Source organism: Microvirga solisilvae, assembly GCF_022808595.1.
GTDB classification, from domain to species: Bacteria; Pseudomonadota; Alphaproteobacteria; order Rhizobiales; family Beijerinckiaceae; genus Microvirga; species Microvirga solisilvae.
The window spans coordinates 189,462-208,074 of record NZ_JAKUCN010000005.1; the positions used below are offsets into that span (position 1 = coordinate 189,462).

18 protein-coding genes are annotated in these 18,613 nt (G+C 63.2%); 12 read left to right on the forward strand and 6 right to left on the reverse strand.

Annotated elements, in window-relative coordinates; genetic code table 11:
* Positions 1-97 precede the first annotated feature (97 nt).
* Positions 98-1,927: a dihydroxy-acid dehydratase gene (gene ilvD, locus MJ639_RS12245; protein ID WP_243372808.1), complete on the forward strand. Its 1,830-nt coding sequence runs from the start codon at positions 98-100 to the stop codon at positions 1,925-1,927.
* Between the two features lie 85 nt (positions 1,928-2,012).
* Here ilvD and MJ639_RS12250 read toward each other — a convergent pair whose 3' ends face one another.
* A complete protein-coding gene (locus tag MJ639_RS12250; protein ID WP_243372810.1) occupies positions 2,013-4,520 on the reverse strand; it encodes an autotransporter family protein in 2,508 nt (835 codons plus the stop codon).
* Between MJ639_RS12250 and MJ639_RS12255 the strand changes: the two genes are divergently transcribed.
* The 4 genes from MJ639_RS12255 (at position 4,519) to MJ639_RS12270 (ending at position 7,241) form a co-directional block, all read left to right on the forward strand.
* Positions 4,519-4,662: a hypothetical protein gene (locus MJ639_RS12255; protein ID WP_243372812.1), complete on the forward strand. Its 144-nt coding sequence runs from the start codon at positions 4,519-4,521 to the stop codon at positions 4,660-4,662. The two genes, MJ639_RS12250 and MJ639_RS12255, sit on opposite strands and share 2 nt — an antisense overlap.
* 295 nt (positions 4,663-4,957) lie before the next feature.
* On the forward strand, positions 4,958-5,245 hold the full coding sequence (locus MJ639_RS12260) for a hypothetical protein (protein ID WP_243372814.1): 288 nt from the start codon (positions 4,958-4,960) through the stop codon (positions 5,243-5,245).
* 168 nt (positions 5,246-5,413) lie between these two features.
* The gene (gene sugE, locus MJ639_RS12265; RefSeq protein ID WP_243372816.1) at positions 5,414-5,731 is read left to right on the forward strand and encodes a quaternary ammonium compound efflux SMR transporter SugE; all 318 of its coding nucleotides are present in this window, start codon (positions 5,414-5,416) and stop codon (positions 5,729-5,731) included.
* A gap of 16 nt (positions 5,732-5,747) precedes the next feature.
* Entirely contained in the window at positions 5,748-7,241 is a 1,494-nt protein-coding gene (locus MJ639_RS12270) for a sensor domain-containing diguanylate cyclase (RefSeq protein WP_243372826.1), read from the forward strand.
* 54 nt (positions 7,242-7,295) lie between these two features.
* Here the strand turns inward: MJ639_RS12270 and MJ639_RS12275 are convergent, their stop codons facing one another.
* The 3 genes from MJ639_RS12275 to MJ639_RS12285 form a co-directional block, all read right to left on the reverse strand.
* Positions 7,296-8,666: a glutamate--cysteine ligase gene (locus tag MJ639_RS12275; RefSeq protein ID WP_243372829.1), complete on the reverse strand. Its 1,371-nt coding sequence runs from the start codon at positions 8,664-8,666 to the stop codon at positions 7,296-7,298.
* 123 nt (positions 8,667-8,789) lie between these two features.
* A complete protein-coding gene (locus MJ639_RS12280; RefSeq protein WP_243372831.1) occupies positions 8,790-9,929 on the reverse strand; it encodes a carboxylate-amine ligase in 1,140 nt (379 codons plus the stop codon).
* A 182-nt stretch (positions 9,930-10,111) separates the two neighbouring features.
* Positions 10,112-10,858 (reverse strand): 16S rRNA (uracil(1498)-N(3))-methyltransferase, encoded by a 747-nt coding sequence (locus tag MJ639_RS12285; protein ID WP_243372833.1) that lies wholly within the window; start codon positions 10,856-10,858, stop codon positions 10,112-10,114.
* A 208-nt stretch (positions 10,859-11,066) separates the two neighbouring features.
* Between MJ639_RS12285 and MJ639_RS12290 the strand changes: the two genes are divergently transcribed.
* The 7 genes from MJ639_RS12290 to lpxK all read left to right on the forward strand — a co-directional run bounded on the left by MJ639_RS12290 (position 11,067) and on the right by lpxK (position 16,717).
* The gene (locus tag MJ639_RS12290) at positions 11,067-11,528 is read left to right on the forward strand and encodes a hypothetical protein (protein ID WP_243372835.1); all 462 of its coding nucleotides are present in this window, start codon (positions 11,067-11,069) and stop codon (positions 11,526-11,528) included.
* A 16-nt stretch (positions 11,529-11,544) separates the two neighbouring features.
* Positions 11,545-12,474 carry a 4-hydroxybenzoate octaprenyltransferase gene (gene ubiA, locus MJ639_RS12295; protein WP_243372838.1) on the forward strand — a complete coding sequence of 310 codons (930 nt, stop codon included), beginning with the start codon at positions 11,545-11,547 and terminating at the stop codon, positions 12,472-12,474.
* Positions 12,475-12,564: 90 nt separating this feature from the next.
* Positions 12,565-13,368, forward strand: a complete 804-nt coding sequence (locus MJ639_RS12300) for an inositol monophosphatase family protein (protein ID WP_243372854.1) — start codon at positions 12,565-12,567, stop codon at positions 13,366-13,368.
* Positions 13,369-13,428: 60 nt separating this feature from the next.
* Entirely contained in the window at positions 13,429-13,659 is a 231-nt protein-coding gene (locus MJ639_RS12305; protein WP_243372873.1) for a DUF4170 domain-containing protein, read from the forward strand.
* Between the two features lie 18 nt (positions 13,660-13,677).
* The gene (locus MJ639_RS12310; RefSeq protein ID WP_243372874.1) at positions 13,678-14,418 is read left to right on the forward strand and encodes a lysophospholipid acyltransferase family protein; all 741 of its coding nucleotides are present in this window, start codon (positions 13,678-13,680) and stop codon (positions 14,416-14,418) included.
* Complete coding sequence (locus tag MJ639_RS12315) at positions 14,415-15,704, forward strand: 3-deoxy-D-manno-octulosonic acid transferase (protein ID WP_243372877.1); 1,290 nt, start codon at positions 14,415-14,417, stop codon at positions 15,702-15,704. The genes MJ639_RS12310 and MJ639_RS12315 overlap by 4 nt, the downstream gene beginning before the upstream one ends.
* The gene (lpxK, locus tag MJ639_RS12320; protein ID WP_243372886.1) at positions 15,704-16,717 is read left to right on the forward strand and encodes a tetraacyldisaccharide 4'-kinase; all 1,014 of its coding nucleotides are present in this window, start codon (positions 15,704-15,706) and stop codon (positions 16,715-16,717) included. Before MJ639_RS12315 ends, lpxK begins: the two co-directional genes overlap by 1 nt.
* A 3-nt stretch (positions 16,718-16,720) precedes the next feature.
* On the opposite strand, the gene MJ639_RS12325 is transcribed toward lpxK, so the two are convergent.
* Positions 16,721-16,951, reverse strand: coding sequence for a DUF2093 domain-containing protein (locus MJ639_RS12325; protein ID WP_423790792.1), 231 nt, complete (start codon positions 16,949-16,951; stop codon positions 16,721-16,723).
* A gap of 63 nt (positions 16,952-17,014) precedes the next feature.
* Positions 17,015-18,589, reverse strand: coding sequence for an exodeoxyribonuclease VII large subunit (gene xseA, locus MJ639_RS12330; protein ID WP_243372897.1), 1,575 nt, complete (start codon positions 18,587-18,589; stop codon positions 17,015-17,017).
* Between the last annotated feature and the right edge of the window lie 24 nt (positions 18,590-18,613).

An 18,613-nucleotide genomic window follows, 5' to 3' on the forward strand; every position in this document is an offset into this window, starting at 1 on the left:
GGGATGCATTCTGCGCCTAAAGGTGGCAGCAATAGCACTTGCATGTCGCCTCGTTTCGTTCGAACAAGGCGGGCTAAAGGATATTCAGGACTAGACCATGCCAGCCTATCGTTCTCGCACCACCACCCACGGCCGTAACATGGCGGGCGCTCGCGGCCTTTGGCGGGCCACGGGCATGAAGGATTCCGACTTCGGCAAGCCGATCATCGCCGTGGTCAATTCCTTCACCCAGTTCGTGCCGGGCCACGTCCACCTCAAGGACCTTGGCCAGCTCGTAGCGCGGGAAATCGAGAAGGCGGGCGGCGTCGCCAAGGAATTCAACACCATCGCGGTGGATGACGGCATCGCCATGGGCCATGACGGCATGCTCTACTCCCTGCCCTCGCGGGAGCTGATCGCCGATTCCGTGGAATACATGGTCAACGCCCATTGCGCGGACGCCATGGTCTGCATCTCCAACTGCGACAAGATCACCCCCGGCATGCTGATGGCCTCGCTGCGCCTCAACATCCCGACAGTCTTCGTCTCCGGCGGGCCGATGGAAGCGGGCAAGGTCGTGCTCAACGGCGTGACCAAGAAGCTCGACCTCGTGGACGCCATGGTGGCCGCTGCCGATGAGAACGTGGCTGACGAGGACATCAAGGCCATCGAGCGCGCCGCCTGCCCCACCTGCGGCTCGTGCTCGGGCATGTTCACCGCCAATTCCATGAACTGCCTCACGGAAGCGCTCGGCCTGTCGCTGCCGGGCAATGGCTCAACGCTCGCCACTCACGCCGACCGCAAGCGCCTCTTCGTGGAAGCGGGACACCTGATCGTCGATCTCGCGCGCCGCTATTACGAGCAGGACGACGCGAATGTTCTGCCGCGTTCGATTGCGAACTTCGATGCTTTCGAGAATGCCATGACGCTCGACATCGCCATGGGCGGCTCGAGCAACACGGTACTGCACCTGCTGGCTGCTGCTTATGAAGCCGAAGTCAACTTCACCATGGACGACATCGACCGCCTGTCGCGCCGCGTTCCGGTGCTGTGCAAGGTCGCGCCTGCCGTCGCCAACGTGCATATGGAAGATGTGCACCGTGCCGGCGGCATCATGGGCATTCTGGGCGAGCTCGACCGTGCGGGCCTTCTCCACACCTCCGTGCCGACGGTTCACTCTGAAAGCATGAAGACGGCGCTCGACCGTTGGGACGTGCGCCGCACCAATAGCCATGCGGTGCATGAGTTCTTCAGCGCCGCGCCCGGGGGCGTGCCGACGCAGACCGCGTTCAGCCAGGCAAGCCGCTACGACAGCGTGGACATGGACCGCGCCGGCGGCGTCATCCGCGACAAGGACCACGCTTTCTCGAAGGATGGCGGCCTTGCCGTGCTCTCCGGCAATCTTGCGCTCGACGGCTGCATCGTGAAGACGGCGGGCGTGGACGAGAGCATCCTTGTGTTCTCCGGCCCGGCCGTCGTGTTCGAGAGCCAGGACGATGCGGTGAGCGGTATTCTCAACGGCAAGGTGAAGGCCGGTGACGTGGTGGTCATCCGCTACGAGGGGCCGCGCGGCGGCCCCGGCATGCAGGAAATGCTCTATCCCACGAGCTATCTGAAATCGAAGGGCCTCGGCAAAGCCTGTGCGCTCATCACGGACGGTCGCTTCTCCGGCGGCACCTCGGGCCTCTCCATCGGCCACGCCTCGCCGGAAGCGGCGGAGGGCGGCACCATCGGCCTCGTGCGCGACGGCGACCGGATCGAGATCGATATCCCGAACCGCAGCATCAATCTCGCCGTGGACGAGACGGAACTGCAGCGCCGCCGCGCTGAGCAGGATGCCAAGGGCTGGAAGCCCGCCGAGCCGCGCAAGCGCAAGGTGTCGGCAGCTCTCAAGGCCTATGCCATGCTCGCCACCAGCGCCGCCAAGGGCGCCGTGCGTCAGATCTGATCGCAGACAAGCGACTTCAACCATTTGAAAAGCCCCTGAAGAATGCTTCAGGGGCTTTTGTTTTTTATGCCTTACGCCACGCCGATCAGAAACGAACCGTGAGCCCTCCCCTCACCGTATGCTCCTGGTCACGCCTGCCCATAGCGCCCGTATACGAGACGCTGAGCGTCGTGGTCTTCGAAACATCCCAGTTCAGCCCTGCTTCGACGATGAGGCTGTCGCGGTCGATGGGCGCGCCCGTGATGAACAGTGGCCGATCGTCGCCGACGAAGGAGAAAGTTGCTTTCGGCAGGGTGTCGCCGAAAGCATGACGCCAACCGAGAAGGCCCTTGAACGTCACAGCTCCCGCTTCGGTCGGGATCGTTGCAATCAGGCGCGCGCCCAGCGTCGAATATGTGGTGTCGAACGAGTTGATCCGTCCCGTGACCAGATCGAAGTCTTCCACCTCGATCCCGCTTCCTGCGATATGCACATGGGCGAGGCCGAGGAACGGCTCGATCATGACCCGATCATTGATCAAAACTTCATAGCCGATCTCGCCGAATGCCTGGAAGCTGTCCGAGGAACTGCTGAAACGGTTCGATGCATATGAAGCCGTGAATGCAGTGTCCACCTCGTGATGGGCATAGGCCACGCCGCCACGCAGATTGAGCGCGCCGAAGGCCGCGGAGCCATAGAGACCGATATGCATGCTCTCCACGTTGCCCGATGAGAATGACGAGGCAAAGTCGAGATTGGTCGAGAAGTAACCGCCCGCGATGCCCAGCCGATAAGGCGAGCCGAAGCCCATATCGGCGCCGAACACCAGACCGGCGGTGCTGCGCGTAACGGACGCCGATGTCGTCGTCGCATCGGTCGAGCCCCAGGAGCCGACGGCTTTGGCCCACAAGGCCCAATCACGGGTGGCTTGCGGCGCCGCAACGGTGATGGGCGTGGCGGAGCCTTTGCTCACCGGCATGTCGGCAGCATAATCGGCCATCACTATTCCCGTGGCGGCAAGAGACGGCAATCCACCGGTCGAGCAGCGCAGACGGCAGAGCACGGCGGCGCGGAAGAGATCCTCATGCACGAGGATCGTGCCCAGATCGAAGGGAGCGGGAGATTCCTCGGACGATCCAAGCTCGTCCTCTTCCCAAAGATCATCGATGCGATGGATGCTCAGATAGATGTTGTTGCTGTCCTTGCTCAGCACGGGACGGAAGAACACCAGATTCGTCGTGACGTCCGAGAACTGGCCCGCGACTCCACCATCCGCCGTGAGAATGGTCCAGCGGCTTCCCGGCCTGTAGCTTCCCGGCAGAGCATTGACCTGCACCATGCCGCCTTCGACGCTCGCATTTCCGCCGGCCACAATCCGGTCGCTCTCTCCGGAAGCATTGAGATCGATCTTGTAGATCGTGCCGTTGGCGATCAGCACGTTGCCCGTGACAGCAAGAGAGCCGATGCCGCCCATTCCGGGAGACAAGGTGCTGCCCGAACGCGCATCGATTCCGCCGACGGTTCCGTTACCACCGAGGAGAGCGCCATCGTAGACTGTCATGGAAGACCCGCCCATGCTTCCCGTCACCAGAAGGTTGCCCTCCCGGACGTGCCAGGGCATGACATCGCCGTTATTGCCGTCAATGGTCCATGTGGACGTGCCGAGCTTCTCATAGATCTCGAAGTTTCGATATTGAGCGCCCGCGCCGATCAGGGAAGCATCGAACGAGGCATTGGCAGAGCCTCCCAATGAGAAAGTATCTCTGCCGCTGCCTGCATCGACGTAGCCAGTGATGCGGGATGTTGCCCCGATGAGAAACGTGTCGTCGCCTGCGTCGAGATCGGCGGCAGCCCCTCCGCCTGCCGCATTCAAGACCCCGAAGTTCTGGACACTCTCGTTACCGGCGCCGAACTGGAAAACCTTGTCCCGCCAGCTGCGGATGATACCTGTTTCCTCATTGAGAACGGTCGTCGTCTCGCCCGCCTTACTGGCGACCCAGATGCCGTAGCCGCGCTCACCGGACGTTTCAATCGTGCCGCGATTGACGACGGAATTGCCGGTTCCCGCATCGACCTTGATGCCGCGCCCTTCCACACCCGACGTCGTTATGTTCGCTTCGTTGATGAGCGTATTGCCGTTGCCGTGAACGCGCATTCCGTTCGCCACGGCGCCGGTCGTGACAATCGTCCCGTCATTGGTCAGAACATTGCCGTCTCCATAAGCCGAGAGGCCTTCGGAGCCATTTCCACCGGTTGTGATGGTGCCGGTGTTGAGCAGGGTATTCCGGTGACCTTCGGCATAAAGGCCCATGGACGAACTGCCCGTCGCGGTGTCGATCACGCCGCTGTTCGAAAGACTGTTGAGGTTTCCAAGCGCATGGAGGGCGCTGGCCGAATTGCCTGATGTGAAGACGCGTCCCGTGTTGACGATGGAATGCCTGTTGCCGACCACCTCCATCGCATCGAGCGACGCGCCATTCGCGTTCAGGGTGCCACGATTGACTAGGCTGGTTCCTTCCCCTGTGCCGACAACGCCATAGCCCACGCTGCCGCTCACGGATGCGGTGCCTTCGATGACCACCTTGCCGCCGCTTGTCACTTCGGCGATCGGCATGTCGGTCGCCGAACTCGTTCCCGTGCAGGTGACAGTAGCGCCGGTCCTGGAGCAGCCCGCCCATGCCTCCGAGCCCGTAACGGCGGATGAGAGGAGGAGAACGGAGGAAGCGACAGCCGTCATCCTGACGGCCGGAGCATGAAGGGAAAGGGAAAAGCCAATCGAATGGCGCTTCGACAAAATCATTCGGCAGCCCGTTTCTGGTTGAACAGGCTAGGCCATCTAGGAGGTACTCCCTCCGCACCACCTCTCTAAACAGAGGGGATTTGTTTCTCAGCACCGGAAAATATTTTTCTCCCGCAAGGGAACCTTCCCTCACGTTCATGTGTGAGACCTGCTTCGTATGGTCTCAATCCTGCTTTCCGGCTTGACGGAATAGCATTGCGTAGCGTCCAGTCGTGGATGATTCATATCGGCTTAAGGGGGTTCAAAGTCCGATGCGCCATGTTGTTCTAGCCGCCATTCTCGTGGGCCTGTCGGCACCGGCGGCTTTTGCCCAGGAGGCTCAGAGCGGCCAGGGCATGCGGCTGACGGTTCGGCCTTCAGGTTACGATGCACAGAATGAAGCCCAGGCGCGTCAGGAGAAGCTGCTCAAGCGCCTTGAGCAGAGCAATCACATGATCCGCTCGATCTGCGTCAATTGCGGCGATGCCTGGAAGCACCAGATCTACGAACCCTTCAACCCCTACGCGTCCCTGAAGCCTTCAGCCCGCCCCATCGAGTGAGAAGACGGGAAGGATCGGCCCATTTCCGGGAGTTTTCGTGAGGTCGGATCTGCAACCTTTGCCTCTATTGAGCCTGCTAACGGCCCCCTGTATATTTGGGGAACGCAAGGGGGGCCTCGCGTTATCGAACCAGAATAATGTGTCACCTCTGGTGGCGTGAGAGCGGGAATGGCGTGGGTTTATCTGGCATTTGCAGGCCTTTTCGAGATCGGGTGGGCGATCGGCCTCAAGTATACCGAGGGCTTCACGCGGCTGGTCCCTTCCCTCCTGACGGCCCTGAGCATGATCGCGAGCGTCCTGCTTCTAGGCCTTGCCCTCAAAACCCTGCCGGTCGGCACCGGCTACGCCGTCTGGACCGGCATCGGAACGGTGGGAACAGCGATCCTCGGCATCGTTCTCCTTGGTGAGCCTGCCACTCTCATGCGTCTGGCCTGTATCGGGCTGATCGTCGCCGGCATTCTCGGCCTCAAATTCGCGGCCCCGTGAGCGGAGACGAAGCCAGATGGTATCCTCTCCGCGCAAAACCTATTCTTCGTCCTTCTGGCTCAAGATTTTCGTCACATTGATCTGCCTGGCCATCGCCGGCCTCGAAGGCTGGCGTGACTGGAGTGAGCGCGAGGATGAGTTCGTCAGGATAGAGAGCGAGATGAAAAATCTCGCCAAATCTCTTGCGCAGCATGCGGAGGATACCTTCAACCTAGCCGATGCCATCTTGGTCGACATGGTCGACCGTATCGAGCGCCAGGGATCGACGCAGGAGGTCACGGCCGGAATGGAGGCGTTCTTCTCGGAACGCATCCAGACCCTGCAGGCGCTGAAGGTGCTCACGGTCTATGGGGAAGATGGCTTCGTTCGGAGCAGCTCGCTGCCGGGCCACACCAGTGTGAACGTGAAGGATCAGGTATTCTTCCAGCACCACTCCATGTCATCGGAGAGAAAGTGGTTCTTCGGCCCCATCATTCGCGACCCTCTCGGAGGCGACTGGGTGCTGACCTTGTCACGGCGCATCAACAGGCCCGACGGAACTTTCGGCGGCGTCATCCAGGTCAGCATTCCGCCGCGCTATTTCGCGAACTTCTTCGGCCGGATCGATCTGGGAGCCGGCGGCGCCATCGTCATGATCAGCACGACCGATCGGCGGATTCTCTCGCGCTATCCCTATACCGATCAGGCGATCGGCATTGCGCGCAGCCAATCGTCTTTTAGCCTGGACGGAAGCCCCTACGGATCCGGCAGTTATGTGTCGCCCATCGACGGCGTGACGCGCCTTGCCGGCTACCAGAGAAATCACGTCTATCCTGTTGTCCTGCTGACAGCCGTCAGCGAGGAGGAGGCCCTGGCGAATTGGGCAAAGGAATTCAAGATCCGCTCCGCGGGCGTGGCCGTTCTCGTGTCCATCATCGGCGTGCTGGGCTGGAGACTCGCACGCGAATTGCGCCGCCGCGAACAGGTGGAGGCCGAACTCGCCGTGCTGGCTACGACCGATGGCCTCACCGGCCTCGCCAATCGCCGCAACTTCGATCACCGTCTGGAGACGGAATGGCTGCGCGCCTGCCGCGATGGAACGCCGCTTTCGCTCTTCCTCATCGATGTGGATCAGTTCAAGTCCTACAACGACATCTACGGACATCAGCAGGGCGACGAGTGCCTGCGCAAGGTGGCGCGCGTCATCGCGGATTCGGTCAAGCGCCCCAGCGATTTCGTGGCCCGCTACGGCGGCGAGGAGATCGTCGTGCTGCTGCCCGATACGGATGAGGCGGGAGCGGGAATGGTTGCGGAGAAAATCCGCTCACAGGTGGAGGCGCTGGCCGTTCACCACGAAGCCAACCCGCCGAGCTATACCCTGACCATCAGCATCGGCAGCGTGACACAGAACCCCGCTTTCGACCGCTCCGTCACTGGCCCGGCTGAACTCATTCACATGGCCGACAAGGCGCTTTATCGCGCCAAGCAGGGTGGCAGAAACCGCGTGGCTGTTGCAGCAAAGGCCGCTTGAGCCTGCAATCCGCTCCACTCAAGTCACGAGAAAGCGGATTGCCTTGGATCATTTTCAGAAAACGCGTTCCTTGAATGCAGGCATCACCGAACCGGCCCAGGCTCCATGATAGAGCTCCAGCAACCGGTCGGCCTGCGTACGGCCTGATGCGACGATCTCTTCCGCATAGGCGAGGTGCTTCGTCTCGTCATCGCCTGCTGCATCGCGATAGGCGCGGCGCTTGAGTCCTTCGCGCGCGAGCGCCAGGGCATCGCTCGCCACATCCTGCACGGGACGCCCTGCGATTGTGGCTTTCAAGGCAAGCTTCGGCACATCGGCGCGAAGTTGCTCGCGCTGTTCGGCACTCCAGCTCTTCACAAGTTCCCACGCGCCATCGAGCGCCGCATCGTCGTAGAGTAATCCGGTCCAGAACGCGGAAAGCGCCGTGATGTGTTCGATATTGCCCACATCCGCGCCGCGCATTTCGAGATAGCGCTTCAGGCGCACTTCCGGGAAGAGCGTCGAGACGTGGTTCGCCCAATCGGAACGCACTGCGCGCTCGCCCGGCAATTGCGCGAGCTTGCCGGCAAGAAGATCGCGGAAGGACGCGCCGGCGACGTCATGATAAGTCTCGCCGCGCTTGACGAAATACATCGGCACGTCGAGCGCCCAATCCACATAGCGCTCGTAGCCGAAACCGTCCTCGAACGCGAAGGCCATCATGCCCGTGCGGTCCCTGTCCGTATCGAGCCAGATGTTGGATCGCATGGAGAGGAAGCCGTTGGGCTTGCCATCGGTGAAGGGCGAATTGGCGAAGATCGCTGTCGCAATCGGCTGCAGCGCGAGCGACACGCGCAGCTTCCTCACCATGTCCGCCTCGGAGGCATAGTCCATGTTCACCTGCACGGTGGACGTGCGGTACATCATGTCGAGACCAAGCGTGCCGACCTTCGGCATGTAGTTCGTCATGATGCCATAGCGCTTCTTCGGCATCACCGGCGTCTGGGCACGTGTCCAGAGCGGGCTCATGCCCAGCGTCAGAAACTCGATGCCGAGCTTCTCGCCGACAGCTTTCGCATCGGCGATGTGCTGCGCCGTTTCCTGCGCCGTCTCATGAAGCGTCTTCAGCGGCGCGCCGGACAATTCGAACTGGCCGCCGGGCTCCAGCGAGATCGCCCCGCCGCCCTTCTCATCGAAGAGACCGATCGGGTGGTCGTCTTCCATGATGGGCGCCCAGCCGGTGCGGTCCTGCAGGCCTTCGAGCAGCGCGCGAATGCCCTTGCCCCCGTCATAAGGAACGGGGGAAGCATCGGATTTATAGAAAGGAACCTTCTCGTGCTCGGTGCCCAGCCGCCACGTCTCGCGCGGCTTTTCGCCTTCAGCGATCCAAGCGACGAGCTCGGAACGCGCGCCAATGGGGGTCGTATCGGATACGTCCCGCGCCATACATCACCTCATCCAATAAGCGCGTTCAAGGCGCGCCGACTCAGGTCGTGACTAGATAGGCGCGTTAAGGCCAAGCTGCAATGAGGGGTGACCCCACAAATGTGCAGGGTCACCTTTAAGAGTTCAGTGCTGGAGAACCGGATCCCCCATGGTCTCGGCGGAAAGCCAGTCCACCACGTTCACCAGGGCGTCGCGGCTCGAGAGCCCGCGGCCGACGGCTTCCGTATAAAGGGTAAGCTGGCGGTCGGCACTGGTGCCCCGGGCTACGATCCAGCGGGCGAGGTCCACCTCCCGCTCGCAGCCGAGCTCCTTGGCATCGTCCGCGATCAGGTCGAGAACATCGTCGAGCAGCTCCCGCACCGGCTTGGCGCTGCGGCTCTTCTCGTCCACGAAGCTGCCATGGATGCCGTAGCGCATGGCGCGCCAGCAATTCTCGTCGTTGATGGCGCGCGACGCTCCGGTCTGACCGGCATTGAGATTGGTGTCGAGGCTCAGGCGGCGCACGAGGCAGCGATAAAGCGCGGCGATGGCGATGGTGTCATCCACGCGGGTGCAGCTGTCCGCCACGCGCAGCTCCAGCGTCGGATGCTTGAGCGAGGGGCGGATCACCCACCACACATAGCTTGAATTCTCGATGGCGCGGGCCGCCACCAGAGTGTCGATATAGCGCTGGTAATCAGCTGCATTCTCGAAAAGATCGGGCAGGCCCGTGCGCGGCAATTCGCGATAAGCCGCGAGGCGATAGCCCAGAAGGCCGGTGCGCTGCGCCTGCCAGAACGGCGACGAGGTGGATAGCGCGAGCAGCAGCGGAAGATAAGGCTGCATGCGGTTCATGATGTCCACGCGCATCGCCAGATCCGGCACTTCCACATGGACATGCATGCCGCACAGAACCGTGCGGTTGCCGAGCATCTGCAGGTCGTGCATCACCTTGCCATAGCGCGGCTGCGCGTTGGCGCGCACGCGAGACCACATGGCGAGCGGATGAGTGCCCGAGGCCATGATCGCGAGATCGTATTCGCGCGCGATCGAACCCACAGATGCGCGCATGCCGGCGAGCTGCGAACGCGCCTCCGCGAAATCCTTCACCGGCTTGGTGGCGATTTCGATCTGCGGCTCGAGCATTTCAGGCTGGATGTCGTCCGAGAGCTTGTCCCGGCAGGAAGCGAAGAATTCCTTGATCTTGTTCTTGGCTACGTCTCGCTTGGCGGCATCGTTGACGAAGTACTCTTCCTCGATGCCGAACTTGAAATCCCAGCTCATTTCCCGGTTTCCTCTATTTGTTTTTTCAGGAATGACCCTTGCAAACGACCTTGCATGTGGAGGCGCTCCGATTGCACACAACACTCCGCCCGAATGGGGCGCCAGTGGGGCGAATCGGCGTTAAATTGCCAAGCTTCTGATGCTAGAGGCGAATTGGCTTGGCCCGTTGTCGAATGGGCGCGTCAGTTCCAGTCGCCGAGCACGGATTGCACGATCGCGAGGGCTGCCACTGCGGCAGTATCGGCTCGCAGAATGCGCGGTCCCAACGATACGCGAACACATCTTTCGTGGGCGGCGACAAGCGCTCTCTCCTGATCGGTAAACCCTCCTTCGGGGCCCACGATAACGGCAACGCCTGATCGTTTGTTCCCAAGCTTGGCCAGAGCATCCACGGGGTTTGCAATGGCGGCATCCTCGTCGCAGAACACAAGTACGCGATCCTGCTCCAAGTCCTTGAGAAAACGCTCTAAATTCTCTTCCTCCCGCACCTCGGGAATAGTGAGGATCCCACATTGCTCCGCCGCCTCGATGGCATTACTCCGCATGCGTTCGAGGTTCACGCGCGTGCTCTGGGTGCGGCGGGTGATGACGGGCTGGAGAATGCCCGCCCCCATCTCCACGGCCTTCTGGACCATGTAGTCCAGACGCGCATGCTTGAGGGGCGCGAAGGCATAGACGAGATCGGGCTGGGGCGTCTGCTCACGGGTTCGCTCCGCGCAGACGAGATCGGCGGATTTGCGCCCCTCGACCGCGACTTCGGCCCGCCATTCCCCGTCCTGCCCATTGAAGATCAGCACGCTTTCGCCGTCCTTCATGCGCAGCACGTTCAACAGGTAATTGGCCTGTCCCCGGTCGAGCCCGATCCTCGCTTCCTTCCGGAGGGGGGAATCGATGAACAGACGGGGCGCGTTGAAGTCGTATTCGGCCATGGAAACCTTGAGAGCTTGAGCAAGGGGAGCATTAGCAACTTCCGGGCCTCCTGGGGAGAGACCGCCCCTCCGCTCATCCAAAATTCAGGTGCGCTGCTGCACAGCTTGAGAAGCAGGCGACCAATCGCCCCTTGGCCTTTGGGTGCCTTACCTGTTAACAGAGCACAGGCTGGCGAGACGTCGCCGGCTCCTTTGAAGGGTTTTTGCCATGACGCACATCCGTTCGACCTTGATGGCCGCGCTTGCCGCCGTTGGCATTTTCGCATCCGCCCCTGCCTTCGCACAGTCGGCCGTCTGCCAGGACGGCCAGAAGCTGCTGCTTGAGCGCCAGGGTCTGGTCAAGCAATTCACGGATCTGACCGGAGGCGGCAAGAAGAAGAATGTCGATCCCCGCCCCGCCTGCACGATCCTGACCAAGATGGCCGCCAACGGCGAGACCACTTTGAAGTGGATGTCCACCAACAAGGATTGGTGCCAGGTCCCCGACCAGGCAGTGGAGAGCTTCACCGAGGACAACAAGCGCGTGCAAACCATCAAGGGCCAGGCCTGCGGTGCAGCCGCGAAGGTGGCCGAGGCCGAGAAGCGCGCCAAGCAGCAGGCCCAGCAGGGCGGCAACCGCATGGGCGGTGGCCTGACCGGCACGCTGAGCGTGCCGAAGGGCGCTCTCTGATCCGGCGTTGAGAACGATGGAGCGCCCAGCGGCATCCTCTCTTCCCGATGCCGTGCGCGGCCATTGGGCCGACCGGTGGGCGCCGGTGGGCCTTCGCCCCTATTTGCGCCTGGCGCGGATCGAGCGCCCCATCGGCTGGTGGCTGCTGCTGCTTCCCTGCTGGTGGTCGGCCGCACTGGCCGCCATCGCGGCGGGGCAGCCCTGGCCCAACCCGTTCCATTGCCTGCTTTTCCTCATCGGCGCCGTCGCCATGCGCGGCGCGGGCTGCACCTATAACGACATCGTCGACCGGGACCTGGACATCCGCGTGGAGCGCACCCGCCAGCGTCCCCTACCCTCCGGTCAGGTGAGCCTGAAGGGCGCCCTCGCCTTTCTGGGATTGCAGGCTCTCATAGGCCTTCTCGTCCTTCTCCAGTTCAACACCTTCGCCATCCTCACGGGCTTCGGCTCGCTCGGCGTGGTGGCCCTTTACCCCTTCATGAAGCGCTTCTTCTGGATGCCGCAGATCGTGCTGGGTCTCGCCTTCTCCTGGGGGGCCCTGATGGGCTGGGCTGCGCTCTTCGGGTCTTTGAGCCTCGCCGCGCTCCTACTCTATTTCGCCAGCGTCGCCTGGGTGGTGGGCTACGACACCATTTATGCCCTTCAGGATATCGAGGACGACGAGATCGCCGGGATCAAATCCTCCGCCCGCTTCTTCGGCGAGCGCGTGAGATTGGGTATCGGCATCTGCTACGGCCTGACCCTCGTCCTCATGACAGCAGCCTTTATCCAGGCAGGCGTGGGCCTCGTCTCCTATCTCGGCCTTGGACTCTTCGCGCTTCATCTCGGCTGGCAGGTCACCCGCATCGACCGGGCCGATGGCGCAGGCGCATTGCGCCTCTTCCGGTCGAACCGGGATGCGGGCCTGATCCTCTTCGCGGCCATGGTCGCCGATGCCCTTCTCTGAGAGACAAGGTAAAGTCTCTTTCCTGACGGCGAAGGGTTTCTTCGCTCCTTTCCCTGGCATCGTCCGCTGCCCGCGTCCATATTGAGCCCGATGTCATCCCCCTCAGCCCCTTCTCTCGATCGTCTCGCCTTGGCCGTGCGTGATGCGGCCCACCAGGCAGGCGCCCTGGCGCTCCCCTATTTCCGCGCGGGCGAGCAGACGGCGGCGCGGCTCTGGTACAAGGGGCACAGTTCCCCCGTGACGGAAGCGGACATCGCCCTCGACGATTTCCTGAAGGACCATCTCACCGGCCTGTTTCCGGAAGCCGGATGGCTGTCCGAGGAAACCGCTGACGACCCCTCGCGCCTGGATCGCAGCCATGTGTGGGTGGTCGATCCCATCGACGGGACCCGTGCCTTCGCTGCAGGCCACCCCGACTGGGCAATCTCCATCGCGCTCGTGAAAGATGGGTTGCCGGTGCTCGGGAGCCTTTATGCGCCGATCCATGACAAGCTCTACGAGGCTACCATCGGCGGCGGTGCCTGGTGCAACGGGCAGCGGCTTCAACTCTCCGAAACCGAGACGCCTGCTCGGCCCCGGGTGGCCGGGCCGAAGCCTCTCGTGGACCGGTTCGAGCGCAAGACGGGCCCCGTCGAGCGTCTGCCCAAGGTGCCTTCGCTTGCCCTGCGGCTGGCCCGGGTGGCGGAGGGAACCATCGATATCGGGCTTGTTTCCCACAATTCACAGGACTGGGACATCGCCGCAGCCGATCTTATCCTGAAGGAGGCAGGTGGCCTTTTGACGGATTTCGCAGGCCTGCCACCGGCTTATAACAAGCCCCAGCCTCGTCACGATGAGATGATTGCCGTTGCGTCACGGTTGCATCCTCGTGCTATTGGGGCCATGAGGACCTGAACAAGGTTTGCCTCACCGTATCAACCCTTTCCGTACTCCTTTCAGAAGAGTTCTGAACCCATGACCGACACGCCTGGCAAGCAGCTCCTCCATCTGGTTTTCGGCGGCGAGCTCGAGAGCCTTGAATCCGTCGATTTCAAGGACCTGACCAAGCTCGACATCGTCGGGATCTATCCGAACTACGCCTCGGCCCATATGGCATGGAAGGCCAAGGCTCAGGCTACGGTGGACAATGCGCAGATGCGTTACTTCATCGTGCACCTGCACCGCCTGCTGGAGCCGCAAGGCTAAGAACAACAACGGATCGAGATGGGGCTCCTCAAACGCATCACGCGCTCGCGGCCGGTTCAGGAGACATTAGGGCTCCTGGTCGCCGGCTATCTCAAGTTCGTGCAGCGCACGAACCGGTTCGTCATGGAACCGGCTGATGCCTATGACCGGATCGCCCCCCAGATGCCCGTGATCGCCGCCATGTGGCACGGGCAGCATTTCATGATCCATTTCGCCAAGCGGCCTCAGGACCGCGCGGCGAGCCTCGTCTCCCGCTCCGGCGACGGCGAGTTCAACGCTATCGCTCTTCGCCATCTCGGCATTCGCGCCATTCGCGGCTCCGGCGCGCGCGGCCGCGACATCCGCAAGAAAGGCGGCGTCCAGGCCATGCGCGGGATGCTCAAGGCGCTTGCGGGCGGCGAGATGGTGGTGATGACCGCCGACATTCCGAAGATCTCGCGCATCTGCGGCCAGGGCATCGTGACCCTCGCGCAGATGTCCGGTCGGCCCATCGTGCCGGTGGCCGTGGTCACGAGCCGCCGCATCGATTTCAACAGCTGGGACAGGGCCAGCATCGGCCTGCCCTTCGGGCGCGGTGCCATGGTTCTGGGCGAGCCGATTGCCGTTCCCCGCGATGCGGATGAAACCCTGCTCGAAACCCTGCGCCAGCGGGTGGAGCGGGATCTCGATGCCGTCCATGAGCGTGCCTATGCCCTCGTCGGCTCGAAGGACCCCGGCGCCAAGAGCATCCCGGCCTTGGCGGGAGGCTCGCGCGCATGAGCACCCCGATCCTGTTCAAGGCCTATCGCACCGCCACCGCAATTCTCGAACCGGCCGTTCTCGGCCTCCTATTGTGGCGTCAGCGCAAAGGGCGCGAGGATCGCACGCGTATCGGCGAGCGCCAGGGCTATCCGAGCCGCCAGCGTCCCAAGGGCCATCTGATCTGGGTCCACGGCGCAAGCATCGGCGAGACGCTCTCGCTGCTGCCTATCGTCGAGCGTCTGACCCAGCGCGGGCTTGCAGTGCTCGTCACCTCAGGCACCCGCACCTCGGCCGCGCTCATCGCGCGTCGCCTTCCGCCCGGCGCGGTGCATCAGTTCGTGCCCCTCGACGTGCCGCGCTACATGCGCCGCTTCCTGGATCACTGGCAGCCGGACCTCGCCCTGATCGCCGAATCCGAAATCTGGCCCAACACGGTGATGGCCCTCGACGAGCGGCACATCCCGCTCGTGATGGTCAACGGACGCATGTCGGACCGCTCGTTCCAGCGCTGGCAGAAACTGCCCGGCATCATCAGAAGCCTGCTCGAACGCTTCGCCCTCTGCCTTGCCCAGACGCAGGACGATGCGGAGCGGCTCGCCCGCCTCGGCGCGCCGCGCGTCGTAATGACAGGCAATCTGAAATTCGACGCAGCCCCTCCCCCCGCCGATCCACGCGTCGTGGCGCATCTCTCCGGCCTCGTCGCCGGACGGCCCATCTGGCTCGCCGCCAGCACGCATGCGGGCGAGGAAGGCGTGATCGTCGCCGTGCATCGGGCTCTGGCCAAGCGCCATCCGCATCTGCTCACCATCATCGCACCACGCCATCCGCATCGCGGCCCTGAAGTGGCGGCCATCGCAGCGCAGGCAGGCCTGCGCGCGAGCCGCCGCTCAGAGGGCATTCATCCCGACCGCGCCACGGACGTGTATGTGGCGGACACAGTGGGCGAGATGGGGCTGTTCTATCGCCTGTCCCCCATCGTGGTGATGGGCGGTTCGCTCGTTGCCCATGGCGGTCAAAACCCCATCGAGCCGGCGAAGCTGGGCGCTGCGATCCTGCACGGACCGCATGTTCACAATTTCGAGGATGTCTATGCCGCCATCGATGTCGCGCGCGGCGCGCTGATGGTGAAGGACTCGACGGCGCTTGCCCGCGCCGTCAGCGAGCTTCTGACCAATACGGCGCTGACGCGCGATATGGCGCGCGCCGCGGGCGAAGCCGTGCAGTCTCTGGGCGGCGCTGTGGATCGCACCATGCAATCCATCGAGCCCTTTATCGTGCAGGCGAAACTCGGAGCGCGACGCTGATGCGTGCTCCCTCCTTCTGGTGGCAGAACAGCACGTCATTCCTGGCTAATCTGCTGCGCCCCGTAAGTGCTATCTACGGCACTGTTTCAAGCATGCGAATGAAACGGCAGGGAGAGCGCGCGGACCTTCCCGTCATCTGCATCGGCAATTTCACCGCAGGCGGCGCCGGCAAGACACCGACGGCACTGCTCATTGCCGAGATCCTCGATGCGGCGGGCGAGAGCCCGGCCTTCCTCACGCGCGGCTACGGCGGCACGCTCCGCGGTCCTCTGCAGGTGCAGCCGCAGCACAAGGCGATGGATGTCGGCGACGAGCCGATCCTTCTCGCGGGCATGGCGCCCACCATCGTTTCCGCCGACCGCCCCGCAGGCGCACGGCTCGCTCATGAGATCGGCGCGACCGTGGTGATCATGGATGATGGCCTGCAGAATCCCTCTATCAAGAAGGATTGCGCGATTGCCGTGATCGACGGCGCCACCGGCATCGGCAATGGGTTGCCCATTCCCTCCGGTCCGCTGCGTGCCTGGATGAGCGCGCAATGGCCTGCCGTCGATGCCGTTCTCGTGATGGGTGCAGGAGCCGCCGGCGAAGCCGTGGCGCGTCAGGCAGCGCTCCTGAACAAGCGCGTCTTCAAGGGCAATCTCATGCCCGATCCGGGACTGGCCAATACGCTGAACGGACAGAAGGTGCTCGCCTTCGCAGGCATCGGGCGGCCCGAGAAATTCTTCGACACCCTGCATGCCTGCGGTGCCATTGTGGTGGAGGCTCGCTCCTTCCCCGATCACCATCCCTACAACAGGAGCGATCTCGAAGCTCTTCGTCGGGAGGCAGAAACACGCGGCCTGCAGGCGGTGACGACGGAAAAGGATTTCGTGCGGATCGTCAGCCTGAACGGTTCGGCGGTGTGGGAAGGACTGACGGTTCTGCCGGTGCGCCTGCACGTCGACGACGAAGCCGCCTTACGCAATTTCATCCTGCGCAAGGTCGGCGAGAGACGGCTGCGCCGCCCCTGACAATCACCGGCCGGTGGATGCTGAGGGCTTCTGCCCGGTGATGCGCATCATCACCACTTCCGGGGACGCGTAAGGCTCCTGCAACTCGACGCTCCAATACTTGAGATCATCGAGAGGAATGGCCTCGCCGGTCACGGCGCAACGGACGAAAGCGCCGGGCTTTACCACCCGGAGATTGCTGTCGAGATACTGCACCACGGCCTCGCCGCCGCTGCGCTCATGCTTGTTCATCATTCACGCCATCGCTTGTTCGGTCGTCCCTTATAAGGGAACTGCGGCAGTGCTTTTCAATGCCGCCTAGAAAAGAGCGCCCTGCTCTTCCTTGACGACGAGCTTCGGTTTCACGGGCTTCGGCCGTGAGCCGATGCGGCCACCCGTAGCGTCGGCCTTGCCGTCCGCGAATTCGAGAACGAGAGCCTGACCGTCGAGCACTGCATCCGCCGAGCGCAGAGGCTGGCCATCCACGTCGCGAACGAGGGCGAAGCCGCGCTTGAGCACCGACTTGTAGTTCAAGCTGTCGAAAAGCTTGGACACAGCTTCCAGCCTATCCGCCTTGCGCGCGAGCTGGCCTTTGAGAGCAGGCACCAGACGCTCGGCTACGCGCTGCGTGAGTTCCGTCGATTGCGCGAGGCGCGTGCGCTCCGCGCGCAGCAAGGTCTCACGCGAGACGACGAGACGGCGATCGAGCTGCTTCAGCGTTTCCTCGCGCAATGTCACCAGACGGCAGACGGCATTGTAGGGGCGCGAGCCCACCGCATCGAGCCTGGCGCGCATGCGCGCCACATTCGCGACAGGCGAAACGTGCGCGAGCTGGCGCGCGACCTTGAGCAGCCGCTCCTCGTGTCCACGCGCGTTGCGCGCCAATGCTGGATAGAGCTTGGTCGCGGCAAGATCGAGACGCTGACGCTTGGGCGAGAAGAGAGCCTCCGGCGACGGCAGCGCGCGGGCCGTCGCGCGCAAATCCGAGCGGCGGCGGTCGATGAGACGCAGCATCGTCTCCGTGTGGCGACGGGAGAGATCGTTCACATCCGCCATTAGTTCGACGCGCACCGGCACCACCATTTCGGCGGCGCCTGTCGGCGTCGGCGCACGCATGTCGGCGGCGTAATCGATAAGCGTGGTGTCGGTCTCGTGCCCCACGGCAGAGACAAGCGGGATCGCGCTCTCGGCGGCGGCGCGCACCACGATCTCTTCGTTGAAGCCCCACAAATCCTCGATGGAGCCGCCGCCGCGTGCCACGATCAACACATCGGGACGCGGAATACGGCCGCCCGGCTCGAGGGCGTTGAAGCCACGGATGGCGGCAGCCACTTCCGCCGCGCAGGTGTCGCCCTGCACGCGCACGGGCCAGACCAGCACGCGACGCGGGAAGCGATCTTCGAGCCGATGAAGAATATCGCGGATCACGGCGCCCGTCGGCGAGGTGACGACGCCGATCACCTGGGGCAGGAACGGCAGGCGGCGCTTGCGCTCGGCGGCGAAGAGCCCCTCGGCGGTGAGCTTGCGGCGGCGCTCCTCGAGAAGCGCCATGAGCGCGCCGACGCCGGCAGGCTCCAGGGTTTCGACGACGATCTGGTACTTGGACGAGCCCGGGAAGGTGGTGATGCGCCCGATGGCGATGACCTCCATCCCCTCCTCGGGGCGGATCTTGAGCTTGGCGAAAGAGCCCTTCCAGATCACCGCATCGATGCGGGCATTCTGGTCCTTGATGCTGAAATAGGCGTGGCCCGACGAATGGGGCCCACGATAGCCCGACACCTCGCCCCTCAGGCGCACGAAGCCGAAGGCATCCTCGAGGGTGCGCTTGAGAGCGCCCGCGAGATCCGAAACGGACCATTCCTGGGCGTTGGAGGGAGCTTTTTCTGCGAACATGAGGAGAACCTAATCGGTCCACCC

Coding starts and splice junctions, on each gene's coding strand:
- MJ639_RS12300 (WP_243372854.1), top strand. CDS start 12,565: ATGTCATCCCCCTCAGCCCCTTCTCTCGATCGTCTCGCCTTGGCCGTG.
- MJ639_RS12270 (WP_243372826.1), top strand. CDS start 5,748: ATGGTATCCTCTCCGCGCAAAACCTATTCTTCGTCCTTCTGGCTCAAG.
- MJ639_RS12315 (WP_243372877.1), top strand. CDS start 14,415: ATGAGCACCCCGATCCTGTTCAAGGCCTATCGCACCGCCACCGCAATT.
- xseA (WP_243372897.1), bottom strand. CDS start 18,589: ATGTTCGCAGAAAAAGCTCCCTCCAACGCCCAGGAATGGTCCGTTTCG.
- MJ639_RS12325 (WP_423790792.1), bottom strand. CDS start 16,951: ATGATGAACAAGCATGAGCGCAGCGGCGGCGAGGCCGTGGTGCAGTAT.
- MJ639_RS12290 (WP_243372835.1), top strand. CDS start 11,067: ATGACGCACATCCGTTCGACCTTGATGGCCGCGCTTGCCGCCGTTGGC.
- MJ639_RS12310 (WP_243372874.1), top strand. CDS start 13,678: ATGGGGCTCCTCAAACGCATCACGCGCTCGCGGCCGGTTCAGGAGACA.
- MJ639_RS12275 (WP_243372829.1), bottom strand. CDS start 8,666: ATGGCGCGGGACGTATCCGATACGACCCCCATTGGCGCGCGTTCCGAG.
- MJ639_RS12260 (WP_243372814.1), top strand. CDS start 4,958: ATGCGCCATGTTGTTCTAGCCGCCATTCTCGTGGGCCTGTCGGCACCG.
- MJ639_RS12285 (WP_243372833.1), bottom strand. CDS start 10,858: ATGGCCGAATACGACTTCAACGCGCCCCGTCTGTTCATCGATTCCCCC.
- MJ639_RS12250 (WP_243372810.1), bottom strand. CDS start 4,520: ATGCCGATCGCCGAAGTGACAAGCGGCGGCAAGGTGGTCATCGAAGGC.
- MJ639_RS12280 (WP_243372831.1), bottom strand. CDS start 9,929: ATGAGCTGGGATTTCAAGTTCGGCATCGAGGAAGAGTACTTCGTCAAC.
- ubiA (WP_243372838.1), top strand. CDS start 11,545: ATGGAGCGCCCAGCGGCATCCTCTCTTCCCGATGCCGTGCGCGGCCAT.
- ilvD (WP_243372808.1), top strand. CDS start 98: ATGCCAGCCTATCGTTCTCGCACCACCACCCACGGCCGTAACATGGCG.
- MJ639_RS12305 (WP_243372873.1), top strand. CDS start 13,429: ATGACCGACACGCCTGGCAAGCAGCTCCTCCATCTGGTTTTCGGCGGC.
- MJ639_RS12255 (WP_243372812.1), top strand. CDS start 4,519: ATGTCGGTCGCCGAACTCGTTCCCGTGCAGGTGACAGTAGCGCCGGTC.
- sugE (WP_243372816.1), top strand. CDS start 5,414: ATGGCGTGGGTTTATCTGGCATTTGCAGGCCTTTTCGAGATCGGGTGG.
- lpxK (WP_243372886.1), top strand. CDS start 15,704: ATGCGTGCTCCCTCCTTCTGGTGGCAGAACAGCACGTCATTCCTGGCT.